Genomic DNA, 19,491 nt, shown 5'->3' with positions numbered 1-19,491 from the left:
ACGTCAGATCGGTCGCCTCTCAGAGATCGAGCACCTTCTTCCAGGCACCCGCGTACGAGGCCGGGACGAAGCCGATGGCCTCGTTGATGTCGAGCATGTGCCGGTTCTCCTCGGCATTGAAGGTCGACACGCGCGGTGACTCCGGCACCAGCTCACGCCAGCGCAACAGGTTCGCGCACTTCACGACGGTGCCCAGGCGCCGGCCCCGGTGCTCCTTGAGCACCAGTGTGCCGTACTGCTGGGTCGCACCGCGGTGGTCCTCGGCGATCACGAGCTCGTTGTACGCGGCGATGGCGCCGGTCGGCTCGTGGACCACCGCGGCGACCGAGACGGTGAGGCCCTGCGCCTGTTGCCGCGCGTCGCGACGCGCGACGCGCGCAGCATCCCAGTGCTGCTCGTCCACGACCAGGCCGCCTTGCGGTGCATCCGTCGACATGCGCGCGAGCGCCTCCGCGAAGCCGTCCGCATACTCGGAGGGGGTCGGCGAGGTCCATGCGATCGAACGGTACTCGGGGCCGGCGGCCTCGACGGCGGCCGCGTGCATGCGCTCGACATCGGCGAAGTCGCCCGTGAGGTCGAAGACGCTGTTGCGCTCGACTTGCTCCAGGGTGAATCCGTGCGCGAGCGGGAAGATCGTCTGTCGATCCTCCGCCGGGATCGAACCCCAGCCTGTGGACGGCTCGAGCCGTGCGCCATCGCGACCCGGCCGGTGCAGGGTCCACGTCTGGATGGTCGCGAGGCCGCGCTCCCGCGCCTCACGCTCGACCTCCGCCAGCAGCAGTTCTTCGACACCGAGTCCCCAGAACGGCGGGTCCACCATCAGATCGAACTCGATGGCGGTGACGTCGGACTCGGTGCCGATCATGATCTTCACGACACCGAGAACGGCATCGTCGCGGCGCACCGCGAACCCGAGCTGCGTCCAGTCGGTCTGGTCCTGCCAGAACCCGAGCGCCTCCTCCGGCTCCTCGCGCAGATAGTCATGGCCGGCTTCGTAGAGGCACACCGCGTTCGCGATGCGCACCATCTCGAGAAAGAGGGGGGCATCTGCGGCGTCGAGGGAGTCCGGGACGATCAGAGGCTCCACGGCGAGTGCCACTGGGCGGGCGATGTCAGTCATCGAGCACCTTCTTCCATGCGCCTTCGTACGCGATCGGCGCGAAGCCGATCGCCTCGTTGATGTCGAGCATGGGGCGATTCTCCTCTGCGTTGTAGGTGATCACACGAGCCGACGCCGGGGCGACATCGCGCCACGACAGCAGACCCGCGCACTTGACGAGGGTGCCCAGCTTGTGGCCACGGTGCGCCTTGACGACGAGCGTGTCCTCCTGATGGGACGCTTCGGTGCGGTCCTTCCCGATCACGAGCTCGTTGAACGCGCAGAGCTCGCCGGTGGGGATATGCTGCGCGGCCGTCACCTGCAGGGTGCGGCCGGTGTCGGTGTACAGAGCGTCGTGCTCGGCGATGCGTGCGGCATCCCACGTCTCCTCGTCGAACTCGAGAGCCGCAGCCGGTGCGTCGGTGGACATCCGTGACTTCATCCACGCGTATCCCTCGACGAACTCGGGAGGGGTGGGGGCGAACCACTGGACCACGCGATAGTCCGACGACGCGGCATGCGCCTGGGCGAGCAGTCGCTCGACGCCGGCGAACGAGCCCGTCAGGTCGAAGGCACTGTTGCGCTCGACCTGCTCCAGGGCATACCCATGCCGCCGGAAGAATCGTGCGACGTGGTCCTCGGGGATATCGCCGAACCCGGTGGGCGGTGCGACCCGAGGTCCGTCGGCCGCCGGATGCTCGGCCCACGACTGAAGGACACGGCGGTCGTGTTCGCGGGCGACACGCTCGATGAGGTCGTACGCGGACGAGCCGATGCCGCGCCCCCACGAATCGTGCCGAAGCTCGATGAGCCAGTAGGCGACTCTCGAGCCCTCCTCGCGAGGCAGGTCCACCCCGATGCGGCCGATGAGGACACCGTCCTCGACGACGACCCAGGCCAGGCGATCCTGATACTCGCTCGGGCGGTAGTGCGGCAGAAGTTCGTCGGCCGAGATCCGGTGGTCGTCGTGACCGGAGATCTCGCGATAGATGAGGTTGCGCACCCGCACCATCTCGACGAAGTCGGCGGCTTCGGGTGCATCGACGGTTTCCGGCACGACGAGGGGCCGGAACTCGATGTCGGTGATCGTGCTCATGATGTGCGTCCTTTGACGGGGGAGTCGTGAAACGAGGGGTGGGCCGCCGCCCGCACGAGGCGAGCGGCGGACGTACCGGCAGTCACAGCCGGGGAGCGAGGAGGACCCCGCGACGGTGGTGGCCGCGCTCACGCGCAGCTGCAGATTCCTGATGGCCGAACGCGTGAGCGTGGCGAGTGCGATCGTCTGCCAGCCGCGGAGTGCGCGTGCTCCACAGGAGCAGTCGCAGACCCAGGCGCAGAGCGAGTCGGTCGAGGAGCGTGGTGCGCTGGTCGCGGCTCGGAAGCCGCAGCGTATCGGGAAGGCTGGAGAGCGAATCCTGATGAGAGCGCTGCGGCGCAAGAAGCGTATGCATGATGGATGTCTTTCCGGATGACGGAGGGAAGAAGGATGCCTCGGGCCTGTGCCGGGGGCGGGTGCCGTGCCGCAGCACGACGGCGGATGCAGGGATGCGCGCTCAAACCCGGAGACGGGGAGGACGCAGAGACGTGTCGCCCGGATGTGGGCGGACTTCTCCCCTGCGGGGATCAGCCGGCGGCGGGGAAGCGGCCGTGCAGCAGTGCGCCGAAGGAGGTGGTCCCCGGCGCGAACGCACGGATGTCGCCGCCGGTTCGGGCGGTGATTCCGGTGGTGTTCATCAGCATCATCAGGGACCTCCTTTCTGGACTTCAGACGCGGTTTGTGACATTAGCGCGCTCTGCGGCCGACGTCAAGTGATTTCGCAGATTCGGATGACGGCGGGCGTGTCGCGGCATCCTGTGCGCGTGCGGCTCGCCTTCGTGGCGTCGCGCGAGACCTCCGGTACCGTAGGCGGGTAGTCGACCGGGGTGGAGGGCGCATAAATGCACCTGAAGAGCGTGACGCTCAAAGGGTTCAAGTCGTTCGCCCAGCCGACGACGTTCGCCCTCGAGCCGGGTGTGACATGCATCGTCGGACCCAACGGCTCGGGCAAGTCCAACGTCGTCGACGCCCTTGCGTGGGTCATGGGCGAGCAGGGCGCAAAGACCCTCCGCGGCGGCAAGATGGAGGATGTCATCTTCGCCGGGACCGCCACACGCGGTCCGCTGGGACGCGCCGAGGTGCAGCTGACGATCGACAACAGCGACGGTGCGCTGCCGATCGAGTACGCCGAGGTCACGATCAGCCGCACGCTCTTCCGCAACGGCTCGAGCGAGTACGCGATCAACGGTGAGGTGTGCCGTCTGCTCGACGTCCAAGAGCTTCTGAGCGACTCGGGGCTCGGCCGCGAGATGCACGTGATCGTCGGTCAGGGACGCCTCGACAGCGTTCTGCAGGCGACCCCGGAGGACCGGCGCGGCTTCATCGAGGAAGCCGCCGGGATCCTGAAGCATCGCCGGCGCAAAGAGAAGACCCTGCGCAAGCTGGAGGCGATGGAAGCCAACCTGACGCGCCTGAGCGATCTCGCCGGAGAGCTCCGGCGTCAGCTCAAGCCGCTCGGCCGGCAGGCGGAGATCGCTCGAGAGGCGGCCACGATCGCCGCGGTGGTCCGCGACGCGAAGGCGCGGCTCTTCGCCGATGAGCTGGTGGGCCTGCGCACCGAACTCGCGTCGCACGCGCAGAGCGAGCAGGAGCGTCACGCGGAGCGCCTGGTCCTCCAGGACGGCCTCGACAACGCCCGGGCACGCATCGAGCTTCTCGAAACCGATCAGCATTCCGAGGCCGTCGATCAGGCGCGCCGGGTCGCCCATGGACTCGAGCGTGTGCAGGAGCGGCTGCGCGGACTCTACGCGCTGGCGGGCCAGCGGCTCGCACTGCTCGGCGACGCCGAGGACGAGGATCGCATCGAACTCACCACCGTGTCGCAGGCGATGATCGACGAGGCGCGCACGGAGATCGACGAGATCGGCGACGGTCTCGGAGAGGCACAGGATGCCGCCGCGGAAGCGGCTCGAGACGTCGTGCGGGCCCGTGCCGAGCTCGACGCGCTCGACTCCGACATCGCCGCGCAGAGCGCCCTGGTCTCGGCGCACGACATGCGGATCACGGCGCTGCGCGGCACGGCGGAGGCAGCGGCATCCGCTCTCGCGGCCCTGCGGACCGCCGTGGAACGCCAGCAGAAGGCGCTGGACGCCGCGCTGGCGCGCCGGAGCGAGGCCGAAGAGCTCCTGGCAGGCGTCGACCCCGAGCTCGTTCCCGAAGGATCGTCGGCGGAGTATGCGACCGCGTACGAACGTGCCCAGCGCGATGCGACAGACGCCGAGGCGGAGGTCGGTTCACTGCGCGAGCGACTGCACGCCGCCGAGCGCGAACGCGAGGCGCTCACCGCTCAGACGGCCGCACTGGGCCGGGCGCTGGACGGCAAGAACGCGGCGGCCGAGATCGTGGCTCTGGGAGCCGCCGGCGTGCGCGGACTGCTGGGTGATTCGATCAAGATCACGGCGGGATTCGAGGCCGCCATCGCCGCGGCGCTCGGACCCCTCGTGGAGGGCGTCCTCGTCGAAACGCGCGAGCAGGCCGTCGCCACCGCGCGCCTCGCACGCGAGGGCGACCTCGGTACGGTGGACATCGCGATCGCCGATGCCGGATACGCGACCCCCGTCTTCCCGACGATCGCCGGGATCGTGGCGGCGCGTGACGTCGTCTCCGCACCCGAAGGCGTGCTCGGCATCCTGGCGTACGTCGTGATCGCCGACGATTTCGAGTCCGCCCTGACGGCAGGTCCGGAGATCACCGCCGCCGAACTCGGCGCGCCCATCACCATCGTCACCCGGGCCGGTGAGGTGGTGACCGAGCACACCGTGCGTGCCGGCTCGGGACAGGGGCGCTCCCGCCTCGAGCTCGCCGCAGAGCGGGATGCCGCCGCCGAGCGCCGTGACGAGATCACGGTGGTCGCCGATTCGCTCCGTGAGGCGCTCGGTGACGCGACCCGCGACCTGGACTCCGCCCGTCAGCGGACGAAGGCCGCCCTGACGACGCTGCGCGAGCACGATGCCGCCCTGGCCGCGCACACCGAGCAGGTCAACCGGGCGACGGTCCGCCAGGAGGCCGCCGTCGCCGAATGCGATCGCCTGGCGGCGGGCCTTGCCCAGGCGACGGCCGCCGCTGCCGAGGCCGAGGACTCGGCACGCTCGGCCGAGGCGCAGTTGACCTCCGCGCTCGAAGCCCCGCGTCCGATCCTGGATGCGTCCGCCCGCGAAGGCATGCTCGCCACACTCGACGCTACTCGTGACAGCGAGATGCGAGCACGTCTCGAGGTCGAGACGCTGCGCGAGCGCATCCGTGCCGGCGAGGCTCGAGTCATCACGCTGGAACGGCAGCGCGAACGCGAACGCGAGGCTGCTGCCGAATCGGCCCGTCGCGCGGTGGTGCGGCGCGCTCAGCGCGAGATCGCGGCGAGCGTCGCCGGCCAGCTTCCCGACGTGATCGATTCCGTCGACCGCTCGCTTGCGCAGGCGCGTGCCGAGCTCGCGGCCGCGGAGTCGGCCCGCACTGCCGTCTCCGCCGAACTCGCGTCGCTGCGCGCCCAGGAGGCGAGCGTCCGGGAACGACTTGCCGGGCTCACCGAGAGCGTCCACAGTCTCGAACTGCAGATCCACGAGAAGAAGCTCCACGTCACCGGACTGCTCGAGCGGGTGGCGTCAGAACTCGGTCTCGGGGAAGATATTCTCATTTCAGAATACGGTCCCGAACAGGAAGTTCCGGTCGAGGTCGCCCGTGATCAGGCCTCCGTGGCAGGAGATGCGGTTCAGAGGCAGAGCGACGGAGCCGATGACATCGCCGCAGCGGCATCCGTTCCCTACGATCGTGCGCAGCAGCGGAGGAGGCTTCAGGATGCCGAGCGCAAGCTGTCGCAGCTCGGCCGGGTCAACCCGCTCGCACTGGAGGAGTTCGCCGCTCTCGAGCAGCGCCATAAGTTCCTGACCGAGCAGCTGACAGACCTGACGCAGACGCGCAAGGACCTGCTCACCATCATCGAAGAGCTCGACGAGCGGATGCAGGTGATCTTCCTCGCCGCGTTCGAGGACACCAAGACGGCGTTCGGTGAGGTCTTCCCGATCCTGTTCCCCGGCGGCACGGGATCGATCTCGCTCACCGACCCCGATTCACCGCTCACGACAGGGATCGAGGTCGCTGTGCGGCCGGTCGGCAAGAAGATCGAACGGCTGTCTCTCCTATCCGGTGGTGAGCGGTCTCTCGCCGCGGTGGCTCTGCTCACGGCGATCTTCAAAGCGCGTCCGAGCCCGTTCTACATCCTCGACGAGGTCGAAGCAGCCCTGGACGATGCGAATCTGGGCCGGCTGCTCGGCGTCTTCGAACAGTTGCGCGTCTCGAGTCAGCTCATCGTGATCACGCACCAGAAACGCACGATGGAGATCGCGGACGCGCTCTACGGCGTCTCGATGCGCCAGGATGGCGTCTCGGCCGTCGTCGGCCAGCGCATCGGCGACCGCGTCGCGAGCTGACGGGAGTCAGGGCGTTCCCCGCCATCGACCGGAGGCTCGGCAACGGCGATGATCGCGTCCGCGAACGCGTGCGGCGCTTCGGCAGGAAGGTGGTGTCCGGCGTGCGGGATCTGCGACGACGCACGCGGCGCGTGCGCCCCAGTCGTAACCGGCGAGGACCGGCTGCTCGAGCCGGAGTGCGTCGATCAAGGCCATCAGATCGGCGCCGGGTGCGCTCTGCTGGCCCGAGCGCACGGCATCCGGATTCAGGAAGCGGGTCTGAGCATGACCGCGCAGTGACGGCACGATGACCCGGAACCCCGCGTCGACGAGGAGCGGGATGACGTCGACGTAGCTGTGCACGTCGTTGGGGAAGCCGTGCAGCAGCACGACAGGCTCGCCTGACCGGGCGCCCGTGTCGTAGTACGCAACGGAGAGCTCACCGGCGCGGATAGGGCGGAGGGGGAGATCGAGCGACATGGACGGGTGTCCTTCCTGCGGGGAACGCTGAGTAGCTGAGGGAACGCTGAGCGAGGGTGGCGCCCCGCACACCGGACCCGGTGCGGGACGCCACTGGTCTCTACGCGGCGGTGTCGGCCTCGCGGCTCTCCACGTACGCCTTTCCGGCATCGGCGATCGCAGCCACGACGGCGTCCGGCTGCGACACCGGTACCGCGTGCGACGCGCCCGCGATCTCGTACGTGCCGCGGGAGGCGGCGCGCACGGCGCCCGCGCGGAGCACCGCGGCGGGGATGTTGAGGTCCTGGTCGCCGAAGACGTGCACGAGGGGATGCTCCGCCACGCGACGAGAACGACGGGTCCGTCGATGGTGGCGAGGACGTCGCGGACGTACGCCGCGTCGCCGGCGAGGCTGCGCAGTGGGTTGGCCATGGCGATGGCGGTCACTCCGTGCTGGCGAAGGCGTGCGATGACGCCGTTCCACGACGCGCTTCCACGAGTGGCAGGTGCGGACGCCCCTCGGGATGGCCTGGCGGCCGAGACGCCGTGCAGGGGCCGAAGCGCACAGCCGTTCCCGCGGAAGCTCACCCTGTTAGCGTCGGGCTGTCACAGATCACTGGTCTGTCCGGTCGTAGTGATGAGGACAAATGGCGGACGACACTCTGAACACAGATCTCGCCCACGCGAGCGTGGCTTTCCACGAGGCGCGGCGACGGCTGTTCGGCATCGCATACCGAATGCTCGGCAGTGTCGCAGACGCCGAGGACATCCTCCAAGAGGTCTGGATCCGATGGCAGAACACCGATCGCAGAGACATCCTCGAACCGGCTGCCTTCCTCGCCACCGTCACCACGCGCCTCTCGATCAATGCCCTGCAGTCGGCTCGCGTGCGCCGTGAGACCTATATCGGGCCGTGGCTGCCTGAACCCGTAAACACCGAAGACGACCCCGCGCTCGGAGCGGAGCGCGAAGAGGCGCTCGAATACGCGGTTCTGCTGCTACTCGAAAAGCTGACGCCGACAGAGCGCGCCGCCTACGTGCTGCGCGAAGCCCTCGAATACCCTTACGACCGCATTGCGGACATCGTCCAGACCAGCCCGACGGCCGCGCGCCAGCTGGTGAGCCGCGCGCGCAAACATCTGGCGTCCGAGCGCCGGGCCGTCGCGTCGTCCAATGAGCAGAGGCGGCTTCTCGAGGCGTTCCTGGCGGCCGCCCAGCGCGGCGACGTGGCGCAGCTCGAGGCGCTGCTCGCCTCCGACGTCGTCAGCTATACGGACGGCAACGGTGTCAAGCTCGCCGCACGCATACCCGTCCCCGGCGCTGCGCGGGTCGCGAAGTTCGTCGCAGCATTCTCTTCGCACTTCTGGACGGGCAAAGCGATCGGTTGGGTGAAGGTCAACGGACAGCCGGCGGTCACGCTGTCGGAGAACGGGATCGTCACCACCGTGCTGGCGATCACCTCCGCGGACGCGGGCATCACGCGCCTGCTGTGGGTCATGAGCCCCGACAAGCTGCACCACGTCACGGTCGCCGGAGCATGACCCCGTGGCACCCGCTCCGACGGCTGCGATGCGATTCCCCGAAGGAGCTCGGAGGTTCGTCGCATGACGCCACGTCCGCGCATGCGGGGGCCGTGGACGCACTGATCGACGCGTGGTCGGAGCCCGACGCCCGGCGAGTGGCCGCCATGCTGACGCGGCGCGCGATCCTCACTGTCGATACCGGGGGAGTCGTCCCCGGCCTCGCGGGTACGAGGATGGGGCGCACCGCCGTCGCGAGCGCTCTGCTCGGTCTTAGCCGCGCGCACCCGCATTCCGCGCTCGAGCGGCGCGAGGCCAACGGCGCGCCGGTAATCGCGATCCGTTCCGGCGGGCGCATCGTTGCGGTCGTCCTCCTGTCGAAGCGCGGCGGTGCCATCGATGAGTTGTGGGCCGTCCTGAATCCCGACAAGCTCGCGCACTGGAACGACGGCTGATTCCCGAGATCGGTCACATCCGCGTCGCGGGCCTTGTCATTACTGATGGGCGTCGACACCGGCGCCGACCGCATGGGAAGGCAAGTACATGGCAAAGATCGTCGTCATCGGAGGCACCGGCCTCATCGGCTCGAAGGTCGTCGCGAAGCTCGCGGAGCACGGCCACGAGGCTGTGGCCGCCTCGCCGAACACGGGAGTGAACACACTCACCGGTGAAGGCGTCGCCGAGGCGCTGGCGGGAGCCGGTGTCGTGGTTGACGTGTCGAACTCGCCGTCGTTCGCGCCGGAGGACGTGCTGCAGTTCTTCACCACGTCGACCACGAACCTGCTGCGGGCCGAGGCCGAGGCAGGGGTGAAGCACCACGTCGCCCTCACCATCGTCGGCACGAACCGACCCCAGAGCATCCCCTACTTCGCGGCGAAGGTCGCGCAGGAGAAGCTGATCCGGGAGTCCGGGATCCCCTACTCGCTCGTGCACGCGACCCAGTTCTTCGAGTTCCTCGGCAGCATCGCCGACATCTCGACCGTCGGCGACACGGTCACTCTGCCGGGTGCGCTCATCCAGCCCATGGCGGCAGAGGACGTCGCGACCTCCGTCGGCCGCGCTGCCGCCGGTGAGCCGCTGGGAGACGTCGAGGTCGCCGGTCCCGAGGCCTTCGGCCTCGATGAGTTCGTCCGTCGCGGCCTGGCGTTCCGCGGCGACGCGCGCACCGTCGTCCGCGACGATGCGGCTCCGTACTACGGCGCGCAGATCGAGGAGCGCACGCTCATCCCGCTCGACGGCGCTCGCATCTTCGAGACGCGCCTCGACCAATGGCTCCCGCTGAACCCGCCGCGCGCGGCGTAGCACCGTGGGGCGCCGGGTGCGGCGCCCCACGCACTCGTCGACCCGATGCGCGCAGGAGTATCGGATGCCGCACATAGGCTGGAGCCATGGCAGAGAAGTGGTCCCTCGGCGGCGCGCTGCGCAGCATGTTCGTCAAGCCCACGATCGACGACACCACGTGGGACGACCTCGAGACCGCGCTGCTCACGGCCGACTTCGGTCCGGACATCGCGGAGCGGATCATCGAAGAGCTGCACGAGAAGGTCGACCGGTTCCGCACGACCGACCCGCGTGACCTCCAGCGCATGCTGAAAGAGACGCTCGAGGAGCACTTCGCGAAGTTCGACACGACGCTGCGGCTCACCGAGCGGCCCGCCGTTGTGCTGGTGGTCGGGGTGAACGGTGTGGGCAAGACCACGACGATCGGCAAGTTCGCGAAGTTCCTGCAGCGCTACGGACGCTCGGTCGTCGTCGGTGCCGCCGACACGTTCCGGGCTGCCGCGGTCGATCAGCTCGCGACGTGGGCGGAGCGGGGCGGTGCCGAGATCGTGCGGCCCCAGCACGAGGGTCAGGATCCGGCATCCGTCGCCTTCCAGACCATCGAGTACGCCAAGCGCACCGGCACCGAGATCGTGCTGGTCGACACCGCCGGGCGCCTGCACACCAAGGGCGGCCTGATGGATGAGCTGGGCAAGATCCGCCGGGTGATCGAGAAGCAGGCGCCGATCAGCGAGGTGCTGCTCGTGCTCGACGCGACGACAGGGCAGAACGGAGTCCTGCAGGCGCAGGCGTTCCTCGAACACGCCGGGGTCACGGGTCTCGTCTTGACGAAGCTCGACGGATCCGCCAAGGGAGGCTTCGTGCTGGCGGTTCAGGAACGCACGGGCATCCCCGTGAAGCTCCTCGGCCAGGGCGAGGGGATCGGCGACCTGACAGGTTTCACGCCGCATGTGTTCGCGGCGTCCTTGGTCGATTGACGCACGAATCCGTGTCGCTCGTGTAACGGATGTGCGCCACACCGCGCTCGGGCTTCCGCGTGCGGGCTCGGTGCGGTTTCATGGGGATATGGCGATCGAGCACGACTACTTCGGACTCCTCGAGTCTGGGCCGGACGGATCGATCTTCTGGTCCGAGAACGTCGAGCTGGGAGATCAGTCCGTGACGGTCGACCTGACCGCACCGGACCAGGACGACATCTCCGAGGCCGCGCTCGACGTCGCGGCCGGTCTCATCGCATCGATCGAGATGATCGACCGCGTCGCACGCAACGCGATGGTCGACGAACTCAGTGATCGCACGAGCGAAGTGACGGAGTACATCCTGCAGCAGCAGGAGGCGCTCGGTGAAGAGATCGAAGAGGTGCTGGTCGATATCTCGGGTGATGTCCACATCGACGTGATCCGGTCGCTGCAGCTGATGAGCATGACGATCCTCGCCGACGAGCACGGCGGTTCCGACCCGTTCGCGGTGCTCGAGTACGCCCTCGACCCCGACGCGACCGATGACGTGCTGCTGGTCAACCTCGGCTCCGATGCCAGCGTGCTGTCGGTCACCAGCGCGGACTGAGTTTCCGCCGACCTCACATCCCCGGACGGCGGCGAGATTCGCCGACCGGGGCGCGAGACGTCAGACCGCCTGAGCGAATCCCGCGCCGGCGCTGTCGACGAAGTGAGCGAGGTGCGGGGGGATCTCGCGTCCCTTCGACGCCATCGACTGCGCCCAGAGGCGGCCCGCGCGGTAGGACGAGCGCACGAGGGGGCCCGCAAGCACACCCAGGAAGCCGATGCGCTCGGCCGCGTCCTTGAACTCGACGAACTCCTGGGGCTTGACCCATCGGGCGACCGGCAGGTGCCGGGGCGTCGGACGCAGGTACTGCGTGATCGTGATGATGTCGGTGCCGGCGTCGTGGAGGTCCTGCAGTGCCTGGACCACCTCTTCGGGCTCCTCGCCCATGCCGAGGATGAGATTCGACTTCGTGATGAGCCCGGCATCGCGCGCCTGAGTGAGGACGTCGAGGGAGCGCTCGTAGCGGAACGCGGGGCGGATGCGCTTGAAGATGCGAGGAACGGTCTCGACGTTGTGCGCGAACACCTCGGGACGGCTGTCGAATACCTCGCCCAGCAGCGCCGGGTCGCCGTTGAAGTCGGTCGCGAGGATCTCGACGCCGGTGTTCGGGTTCTCTGCGTGGATCCGTCGGACGGTCTCCGCGTGCAGCCACGCGCCGCCGTCGGGCAGATCGTCGCGGGCGACCCCCGTCACGGTGGCGTACCGCAGCTGCATGCGCGTGACACTCTCCGCGACCCGGCGCGGCTCATCGGTGTCGTAGTCCGCGGGCTTGCCGGTGTCGATCTGGCAGAAGTCGCAGCGCCGGGTGCACTGGGAGCCGCCGATCAGGAACGTGGCCTCGCGGTCCTCCCAGCACTCGTAGATGTTGGGACAGCCCGCCTCCTGGCACACGGTGTGCAGCTCTTCGGTCTTCACCAGCGCGTGCAGCGCCTGGTACTCGGGCCCCATCTTGGCCTTCGTCTTGATCCATTCCGGCTTGCGTTCGATCGGCGTCTGCGCGTTGCGCACCTCGAGGCGCAGGAGCTTCCGACCGTCCGGTCCCGACGCTGGTGCGCCCGTCGTCTGTGCTGCCTGACCGGTGCCGCACGCGCTCATGCCGTCACCCCTGCGTACTCGTCTGCGAAGGCGAGCGAGACCGAGGCGAGAATGTCGCGGGGTGAGATGTCGACCCCTACGATCTCGCTCACAGTCGTGACTCCGGCATCCGCGATCCCGCACGGGATGATGCCGCGGAACCCTGCCAGCGAGTTGTCGCAATTGAGTGCGAAGCCGTGCATCGTCACGCCCTTCTGCACCCGCACACCGATGGCGGCGACCTTGTCTTCGCCGAGCGGGCGGCGCACCCACACGCCGCTGCGTCCTTCGACGCGGTAGCCCTCGACGTCGTTCTCGCGGAGGACGCCGATCAGCACGTGCTCTAGCCGCCGCACGTGCGCGACGACGTCCATGGGTTCGGGAAGACGCACGATGGGGTACCCCACGAGCTGCCCCGGACCGTGCCAGGTGATCTTGCCGCCGCGGTCGACATCGACCACGGGCGTGCCGTCAGTCGGCCGTTCGTGCCGAGCGGTGCGTGCGCCGGCGGTGTAGACCGGTTCGTGCTCCATCAGTAGCAGGGTGTCGGGGCGGTCTCCAGCCACGACCTGGGCATGGACGCGGCGCTGCAGATCCCAACCGTCCAGATAGGGGACGAAGTCGGGGGAGAGGCCGACGGTCTCGATGGCGAGCATCGCGCTCCTTCGCTTATGGCGATTGCTGGATCGCGTCCAACAATACGCCTGTGTTTGCGGGTTGGCGCGGCTCGCCCGCTCGCGTTGCGTTGATTGCGGCGCGCGGTCACTTTCCGCTCCTCGGCGCCCCTCCATTCCAACGCTGATGGCGGCTTTCGCGGCGTGAGCCGTTCGGGACCCCTCGAGGTCTGTGAATCGCTAGCGTGAGGGGATGAGCAGCACCGGCCGAGTGGGCAGACCGAAGGCGTCGTCGCGCGAGATCCTCGCTGAGGCGGCGTGCGAGCTGTTCCTCGAGCAGGGGTTCGAGGCGACGTCCATCGTCGACATCACCCAGCGAGCGGGCGTCAGCCGGTCCAGCTTCTTCAACTATTTCGCATCGAAGTCCGACATTCTCTGGGCGGGGCTGGACGAACGCCTCGCTCTGTTCGAGAGCCGCCTCGCGGGGGACGATACGGCGGACGCTGTGGCCGCCGTCCGCGGCGAGATGCGCTCGATCGGTGCCGATTTCGCGCCCGACAGCCTTGCATTGGGCATCGTGAACGCCGCGGCGATGGGCCTCGTGGCCGAATTCGAGCGCGAGGCGTCGCTGCGCCGCTCCCGCATCGCCCGCGCAGCGGCGGAACGACTGGCGCGCGGTGGCGCCGACCGCCTGCGCGCCGAGGTCGCCGGCGCTGCCTGGGCGGGCGCGGTGCTTGCCGCGATCGAGGCGTGGGCGCACGACGGCGCGGGCCGTACGTCGCTCTCGCGCTTCCTCGAGCGCGCATCGGATGCCGCGGCCGAGGTCTCTGCGGCGCCCACCGGCGCGGTTCGGCAGCTTCGGGTAGTCGTGCAGGCTTCGGCCTTCGAGCAGACCCTCGCGTTCTACCGGGATGTCGTCGGTATGCCGCAAGCGGAGGCGTACGAGGCCGAGGGCGGCGCGCGGGTCGCGATTCTTGCTGCGGGACGCGCGACGCTCGAGATCGCCAATCCGTCGCAGGTGGAGTTCATCGACCGTGTCGAGACCGACGGTGACGCTCCGAGCGACCGCATCCGGATCGCCCTCGAAGTCGACGACGCCGCCGGAGCGGTCGCGCGCCTGTCGGCGGCCGGTGCCGAGGTCGAGGCATCCGCACGCGAAACGCCGTGGCGTTCGGTGAACGCACGGCTGCGCGGCCCGGCCGACGTGCAGCTGACGCTCTTCCAGGAGCTGGGGCCGGCCTGACGCGGACGCCACCTGCTCCGGAGTCAGATTCCGCCCCGCGCGGGCCTGCACCGCGCACAAGTGTGACTGCGCAGCTCAATGCGACCTTGCTCCGCAATCAGAAGACTCCCGAGGCCGGCCGCGTGGGCGTGCAGGAAGTGACTGCGGAGTGATTTCGGGTGCGGCAGGACGAATTGCCGAATGCCGGACACGTACGCAGTGACGGCACCCGAAGATGGAGGCACAATGACGCCCGACATGCTCGACGACCTGCTCAGGCGTTCCGCGCCCGCGACGCGCGCGGAAGACCCCGGCGCGCTGCGGGCGATGGTCGCCGCCGCCCGCGAGGTGGCTTCGGCTCGGCGCCGTCGAGTCGGGATCTCCATCGGCGTTCTCGCGGTGCTGCTCATCGGCGGCGCCGGCGTCGCGACGGCGAGTTCGGACTGGCTCTGGGGCGCCGACATGGACGACCCGCTGCGCAGCGTCACCTACACCTCGCCCACCTGGGGTGCCTGCGAACTGCGCCTGGGAGACCTCCGGGCGGCCAATCCGTTCGATCAGCTCGCTATGGACCGCGTCATCGACGACTGGTTCTCGAGCGCCGACATCGAGACCGAGATCATCCCGTTGATCCCCGGGTACCTCGCCGTGCTCGAAGGGTCTCAGGCGGCAGATCCCGACCCGATCACGGATCCGCGACTCCCGGATCTCAACTACTGGACCGCCGTTGACCAGGCGGTTGGCGAACTGCTGCACGACGAGCTGGCGACGCACGGCTTCAGCGGTGGCTCCGGGCTCGCCTCCGGAGGCAGTCAGGTGCACTGCGAGGGTGAGCAGTGGCGGTGACGCGCGACCGCGCCCGGCTGACCGCGGCGCTGGAGGAGGCATCCCCGGCTCTTCTCGCGTACCTGCAGCGTCGCGTCGGTTTCGACGATGCGCCGGACCTCCTCGGCGAGACCATGGTCGTCGCGTGGCGGCGGGTCGCAGACCTCCCCGCCGATCCGGAGCGGGCGCGGATGTGGCTGTTCGGCATCGCGCGCGGAACGCTCCTCAACCACGCGCGCGGCGAGCGGCGCCGTTGGGCGCTGGCCGACCGCGTCCGGGGGCATGCGGCGTCGGATGCCGCGGCCCCGCCCGCCGATCATGGCGCGGAGGTGCGCGACGCTATCGGGCGCCTCGAACCGGATCTCGCGGAACTCGTCCGACTCGTCCATTGGGATCGGATGTCGCTGGTCGAAGCTGCGGAGATGCTCGGCATCCCGGACTCGACCGCACGGGGAAAATACGCGAGAGCGAAGGAACAGCTGCGGGTCGCGCTCGGGGCGGTGGTGAGCTGAGTGCGTTTCGTGTTGTCGAGCGAGCACAGCGAGACGAAACGCAGGGCGCCGAGGCGCGGCATCCGCTCGCGTAGAATCGGGGGATCATGGCGACTTTCGGCACCCTCTCCGACCGGCTCACCGAGACCTTCCGCAACCTCCGCACCAAGGGCAAGCTCACGCCCGCGGACGTCGATGGCACGGTCCGCGAGATCCGGCGCGCCCTGCTGGACGCCGACGTGGCACTGCCCGTCGTCAAGGATTTCACTGCCAAGGTGCGCGAGCGCGCACTGGGCGATGAGGTCAGCAAGGCGCTGAATCCGGCGCAGCAGGTCGTGCAGATCGTCAACGAAGAGCTCGTCGCGATCCTCGGCGGCCAGCAGCGCCGGCTGCAGTTCGCCAAGAACCCGCCTACGGTCATCATGCTCGCCGGCCTGCAGGGCTCGGGTAAGACGACGTTCGCCGGCAAGCTCGCCCACCGGCTCGAGAAGGAGGGCCACACCCCGCTCCTGATCGCGGCCGACCTGCAGCGCCCGAACGCCGTGAACCAGCTCCAGGTCGTGGCCGAGCGCGCGGGTGCGGCCATCTATGCGCCCGAGCCCGGCAACGGCGTCGGCGACCCGGTGAAGGTCGCCAGGGATGGTGTCGAGGTCGCTCGTCGTCAGCAGCATGACGTCGTCATCATCGATACGGCCGGCCGTCTCGGTGTCGACGCCGACATGATGAAGCAGGCGGCCGACATCCGCAAGGCAACCGACCCCGACGAGGTCCTGTTCGTCATCGACGCGATGATCGGCCAAGACGCCGTCAACACGGCGAAGGCCTTCCAGGACGGCGTCGACTTCACCGGAGTCGTGCTCTCCAAGCTCGACGGCGATGCGCGCGGTGGTGCGGCGCTCTCGGTCGCATCCGTCACAGGTCGGCCGATCATCTTCGCCTCGACGGGGGAAGGGCTGGACGACCTCGAGGCTTTCCACCCGGACCGTATGGCGTCGCGCATCCTCGACCTCGGCGACATCCTGACCCTCATCGAACAGGCGCAGTCCGCGTTCGACGAGGAAGAGGCGATGAAGGTCGCCGAGAAGCTCGCTACCGAGACCTTCACGCTCGAGGACTTCCTCGAGCAGATGCAGCAGATGAAGAAGATGGGCTCCATGAAGAAGATGCTCGGGATGCTCCCGGGTATGGGGTCCATGAAGGAGCAGCTCGAGAACTTCGACGAGCGCGAGATCGATCGCACCGAGGCGATCATCCGCTCCATGACGCCGGGGGAGCGCCGCAACCCCAAGGTGCTCAACGGCTCACGGCGCCTGCGCATCGCGCGCGGTGCCGGCATGACGGTGACCGACGTCAACCAGCTCGTGCAGCGGTTCGAGCAGGCCGCGAAGATGATGAAGACCGTGGCTCGCGGCGGAATGCCCAACATTCCCGGAATGGGACCGATGCCCGGCGCTCGACCTGGTGCCTCGGCCAAGCGCGGCAAGCAGCCGAAGGCGAAGGGTTCGCGTTCGGGCAACCCCGCCAAGCGCGCCGCCGAGAACGCCGGTATCTCCGCCGCAGCGCCTGCCACCGGCTCGGGCTTCGGCCTGGGAGCAGCCAAGGGGGCGCCGACCGAGGCGGACCTCGCCGAGTTGCAGAAGATGCTCGGTCGCGGCTGACCCGCGCCGCCGAGTTCCCGTAGGCGCGACACCTCGCGCGCTGGAGCCTGTGCCCGCTATGCGCCCGAGGCCAGGTGCTCGCGCAGTGTGGGACCCGAGCGGAACTCTGCGACCAGGTGGCGCACGACTTCGCGCAGGTCGCCGTCCGCCGCCTCGGCGACCGCGAGCTGTCGCGAATAGCTCGCGCCCTGCGTGAGGATCGTCTCGATTCCGGCGAGCTCTCGCGCGCATTTGAGCTCGACCGCGATGTCGGCGATGTCGGCGAGGGTCGTGCGGAGGTGCTCGACGACCGGCATCTGCGTGCCGCGGTGGTCCACGATCACGCGTGCGTCGAGGCCATAGCGCGCCGCACGCCACTTGTTCTCACGGATGAACCACGGCTGGATCGTCTCGAGCGGGATGCCCTCATCGATGCGGCGGGAGAAGTACTCGACCAGAACCTGCACGAGCGCCGCGACCGCGGCGAGTTCGGGCAGCGTCGACATGCCGTCGCACGCCCGCACCTCGATGGTGCCCCAGCGCGGTGCAGGGCGGATGTCCCAGCGCACCTCGGAGGCGTCTTCCATGACGCCCGTGCCGACCATGTCGTCGAGGTACGCCTCGAACTGCGCCCAGTCGGCGAGCGGCCAGGGCAGACCCGCGGTGGGCAGCTGCTGGAACACGAGCGCGCGATTGGAGGCGTAGCCGGTGCGCTCGCCCGCCCAGTAGGGGCTGGAGGCCGACAGCGCCTGCAGGTGAGGGAGATACACGGACAGAGCGTTGATGATCGGGAACACCTTGTTGACGTCCTCGACGCCGACGTGCACGTGGATGCCCCAGATCATCATGTTGCGTCCCCACCACTGGGTCCGCTCGATGAGCTTGTGATACCGCGTCTTGTCGGTGACTCCCTGGTCGAACCACTGCGCGAACGGATGGCTGCCCGCGCAGAGAAGGTCGATGCCGTTCGGGTCGGTGAACGTGCGCACCTCGGCGATCGCGTCGGCGATGTCGTCCACGGCGGCAGCCACCGTGTCGCCGACCCCACTGGTGACCTCGACCGTGTTGGTGAGCAGCTCTCCGGTCACCGTGAATCGCTCGAGCACCGTGCCGTCCTCGACGGCGTCCAGCAGCTCGGGGGCACGACCGAGCAGATCTCCGGTCTCGCCGTCGGCGAGCATGATCTCCCATTCGAGTCCGACGGACGAACGGGCGGATGTCGCGAAGGGCACCGTCATCCGCACAGTCTGCCACGCGACCGCCGTGGAGCCCGCCGGTTCGCGGCATACGACGTCATCGGATCGCGACCGGCGCTTGCCGGTTCGCAGGGGGCCGCCGCATCTGGCAGAATGGAGGGTCGGATCACCCGCTCGACCCTCTATCCAGCGCGGAGATCCTCCTTAGAGCTTCCGCCGGGTGTGCACCCCACTCTCCAGGCGCCAAGGTTCGCACTTCTACACACCATTCAGGAGAATTGTGGCTGTCAAGATCCGTCTCAAGCGACTCGGCAAGATCCGTGCGCCGTACTACCGCATCGTCGTTGCCGACTCGCGCACCAAGCGCGATGGCCGTGTCATCGAAGAGATCGGCAAGTACCACCCCACCGAGGAGCCCTCGTTCATCGAGGTCGACTCCGAGCGTGCGCAGTACTGGCTGGGTGTCGGCGCGCAGCCGACAGAGCAGGTGCTCGCCATCCTCAAGCTGACCGGCGACTGGGGCCGCTTCCAGGGCGACGAGAACGCCGTCTCGACGGTCAAGGTCGCCCCCGAGAAGGTTCCCTTCGAGATCGACTCGGCGAAGAAGTCGGTCGTCAAGCCCAAGGCTGCGAAGAAGGTCGAGGAGCCCGCTGAGGCTCCTGCCGACGCAGCGACCGACGCGGCCGATGAGGCCGCCGAGTCCGCAGAGTAATCCGTTGCTGGCCGCCGCGCTCGAGCACGTCGTCAAGGGGATCGTCGATCACCCGGACGACGTGCGCATCGACTCCTCCACGTCGCCTCGCGGTGACGTTCTCGAGGTGCACGTCCACCCCGACGACCGGGGTCGCGTGATCGGACGCGGCGGCCGCACGGCCAAAGCCCTTCGCACCCTCATCAGCGCACTCGCCGACGGGCGCCGCGTTCGCGTCGACGTCGCGGACGACTGAGGTGACTCGCGAAGACAGGGCCAAGCAGGAGCCTGAGGCTCCGCAGCCCGAACAGCCGGCC

The 19,491-nt window shown here is 68.7% G+C and carries 20 protein-coding genes; 12 read left to right on the top strand and 8 right to left on the bottom strand.

Annotated elements, in window-relative coordinates:
• Positions 1–19: 19 nt before the first annotated feature.
• The 3 genes from KEC57_RS09400 to KEC57_RS09390 all read right to left on the bottom strand — a co-directional run bounded on the left by KEC57_RS09400 (position 20) and on the right by KEC57_RS09390 (position 2,550).
• Positions 20–1,120 (bottom strand): GNAT family N-acetyltransferase, encoded by a 1,101-nt coding sequence (locus KEC57_RS09400; RefSeq protein ID WP_229384322.1) that lies wholly within the window; start codon positions 1,118–1,120, stop codon positions 20–22.
• Positions 1,113–2,195, bottom strand: a complete 1,083-nt coding sequence (locus tag KEC57_RS09395; RefSeq protein ID WP_229384321.1) for a GNAT family N-acetyltransferase — start codon at positions 2,193–2,195, stop codon at positions 1,113–1,115. Before KEC57_RS09395 ends, KEC57_RS09400 begins: the two co-directional genes overlap by 8 nt.
• 82 nt (positions 2,196–2,277) lie before the next feature.
• Positions 2,278–2,550, bottom strand: coding sequence for a hypothetical protein (locus KEC57_RS09390; RefSeq protein ID WP_229384320.1), 273 nt, complete (start codon positions 2,548–2,550; stop codon positions 2,278–2,280).
• Positions 2,551–3,037: 487 nt separating this feature from the next.
• Between KEC57_RS09390 and smc the strand changes: the two genes are divergently transcribed.
• A complete protein-coding gene (gene smc, locus KEC57_RS09385; protein WP_229384319.1) occupies positions 3,038–6,619 on the top strand; it encodes a chromosome segregation protein SMC in 3,582 nt (1,193 codons plus the stop codon).
• A 6-nt stretch (positions 6,620–6,625) separates the two neighbouring features.
• On the opposite strand, the gene KEC57_RS09380 is transcribed toward smc, so the two are convergent.
• The gene (locus KEC57_RS09380) at positions 6,626–7,078 is read right to left on the bottom strand and encodes an alpha/beta fold hydrolase (protein ID WP_229384317.1); all 453 of its coding nucleotides are present in this window, start codon (positions 7,076–7,078) and stop codon (positions 6,626–6,628) included.
• 100 nt (positions 7,079–7,178) lie between these two features.
• Positions 7,179–7,400 carry a hypothetical protein gene (locus KEC57_RS09375; protein ID WP_229384316.1) on the bottom strand — a complete coding sequence of 74 codons (222 nt, stop codon included), beginning with the start codon at positions 7,398–7,400 and terminating at the stop codon, positions 7,179–7,181.
• Between the two features lie 304 nt (positions 7,401–7,704).
• On the opposite strand from KEC57_RS09375, the gene KEC57_RS09370 reads away from it, so the two are divergent.
• The 5 genes from KEC57_RS09370 (at position 7,705) to KEC57_RS09350 (ending at position 11,424) form a co-directional block, all read left to right on the top strand.
• Positions 7,705–8,598 (top strand): RNA polymerase sigma-70 factor, encoded by an 894-nt coding sequence (locus KEC57_RS09370; RefSeq protein WP_229384314.1) that lies wholly within the window; start codon positions 7,705–7,707, stop codon positions 8,596–8,598.
• Positions 8,599–8,690: 92 nt separating this feature from the next.
• Positions 8,691–9,032 (top strand): sigma-70 family RNA polymerase sigma factor family protein, encoded by a 342-nt coding sequence (locus KEC57_RS09365; RefSeq protein ID WP_229384312.1) that lies wholly within the window; start codon positions 8,691–8,693, stop codon positions 9,030–9,032.
• An 88-nt stretch (positions 9,033–9,120) separates the two neighbouring features.
• Complete coding sequence (locus KEC57_RS09360; protein ID WP_229384310.1) at positions 9,121–9,879, top strand: SDR family oxidoreductase; 759 nt, start codon at positions 9,121–9,123, stop codon at positions 9,877–9,879.
• A gap of 86 nt (positions 9,880–9,965) precedes the next feature.
• Positions 9,966–10,835 (top strand): signal recognition particle-docking protein FtsY, encoded by an 870-nt coding sequence (ftsY, locus tag KEC57_RS09355; protein ID WP_229384308.1) that lies wholly within the window; start codon positions 9,966–9,968, stop codon positions 10,833–10,835.
• 88 nt (positions 10,836–10,923) lie between these two features.
• On the top strand, positions 10,924–11,424 hold the full coding sequence (locus tag KEC57_RS09350; protein ID WP_229384307.1) for a DUF2004 domain-containing protein: 501 nt from the start codon (positions 10,924–10,926) through the stop codon (positions 11,422–11,424).
• A gap of 60 nt (positions 11,425–11,484) precedes the next feature.
• Here KEC57_RS09350 and lipA read toward each other — a convergent pair whose 3' ends face one another.
• Positions 11,485–12,519: a lipoyl synthase gene (gene lipA / locus KEC57_RS09345; protein WP_229384306.1), complete on the bottom strand. Its 1,035-nt coding sequence runs from the start codon at positions 12,517–12,519 to the stop codon at positions 11,485–11,487.
• On the bottom strand, positions 12,516–13,289 hold the full coding sequence (gene lipB / locus KEC57_RS09340) for a lipoyl(octanoyl) transferase LipB (protein WP_267492237.1): 774 nt from the start codon (positions 13,287–13,289) through the stop codon (positions 12,516–12,518). Before lipB ends, lipA begins: the two co-directional genes overlap by 4 nt.
• Positions 13,290–13,365: 76 nt before the next feature.
• Between lipB and KEC57_RS09335 the strand changes: the two genes are divergently transcribed.
• The 4 genes from KEC57_RS09335 to ffh all read left to right on the top strand — a co-directional run bounded on the left by KEC57_RS09335 (position 13,366) and on the right by ffh (position 17,308).
• On the top strand, positions 13,366–14,355 hold the full coding sequence (locus KEC57_RS09335; protein WP_229384304.1) for a TetR family transcriptional regulator: 990 nt from the start codon (positions 13,366–13,368) through the stop codon (positions 14,353–14,355).
• Positions 14,356–14,580: 225 nt separating this feature from the next.
• Positions 14,581–15,180, top strand: coding sequence for a hypothetical protein (locus KEC57_RS09330; protein WP_229384303.1), 600 nt, complete (start codon positions 14,581–14,583; stop codon positions 15,178–15,180).
• The gene (locus KEC57_RS09325; protein ID WP_229384301.1) at positions 15,171–15,671 is read left to right on the top strand and encodes an RNA polymerase sigma factor; all 501 of its coding nucleotides are present in this window, start codon (positions 15,171–15,173) and stop codon (positions 15,669–15,671) included. The genes KEC57_RS09330 and KEC57_RS09325 overlap by 10 nt, the downstream gene beginning before the upstream one ends.
• A gap of 86 nt (positions 15,672–15,757) precedes the next feature.
• Positions 15,758–17,308 carry a signal recognition particle protein gene (gene ffh / locus KEC57_RS09320; protein WP_229384300.1) on the top strand — a complete coding sequence of 517 codons (1,551 nt, stop codon included), beginning with the start codon at positions 15,758–15,760 and terminating at the stop codon, positions 17,306–17,308.
• 56 nt (positions 17,309–17,364) lie between these two features.
• Here ffh and KEC57_RS09315 read toward each other — a convergent pair whose 3' ends face one another.
• Positions 17,365–18,525 carry a glutamate--cysteine ligase gene (locus KEC57_RS09315; protein ID WP_229384298.1) on the bottom strand — a complete coding sequence of 387 codons (1,161 nt, stop codon included), beginning with the start codon at positions 18,523–18,525 and terminating at the stop codon, positions 17,365–17,367.
• 238 nt (positions 18,526–18,763) lie between these two features.
• Between KEC57_RS09315 and rpsP the strand changes: the two genes are divergently transcribed.
• On the top strand, positions 18,764–19,195 hold the full coding sequence (gene rpsP / locus KEC57_RS09310) for a 30S ribosomal protein S16 (RefSeq protein WP_229384297.1): 432 nt from the start codon (positions 18,764–18,766) through the stop codon (positions 19,193–19,195).
• A gap of 4 nt (positions 19,196–19,199) precedes the next feature.
• Complete coding sequence (locus KEC57_RS09305) at positions 19,200–19,430, top strand: RNA-binding protein (RefSeq protein ID WP_045276246.1); 231 nt, start codon at positions 19,200–19,202, stop codon at positions 19,428–19,430.
• Positions 19,431–19,491: the final 61 nt, after the last annotated feature.

The organism is Microbacterium allomyrinae, from assembly GCF_020682705.1.
GTDB lineage: Bacteria > Actinomycetota > Actinomycetes > Actinomycetales > Microbacteriaceae > Microbacterium > Microbacterium allomyrinae.
Note: the sequence above shows the minus strand (reverse complement) of the source record. Positions and strands in the feature narration are given on the sequence as shown.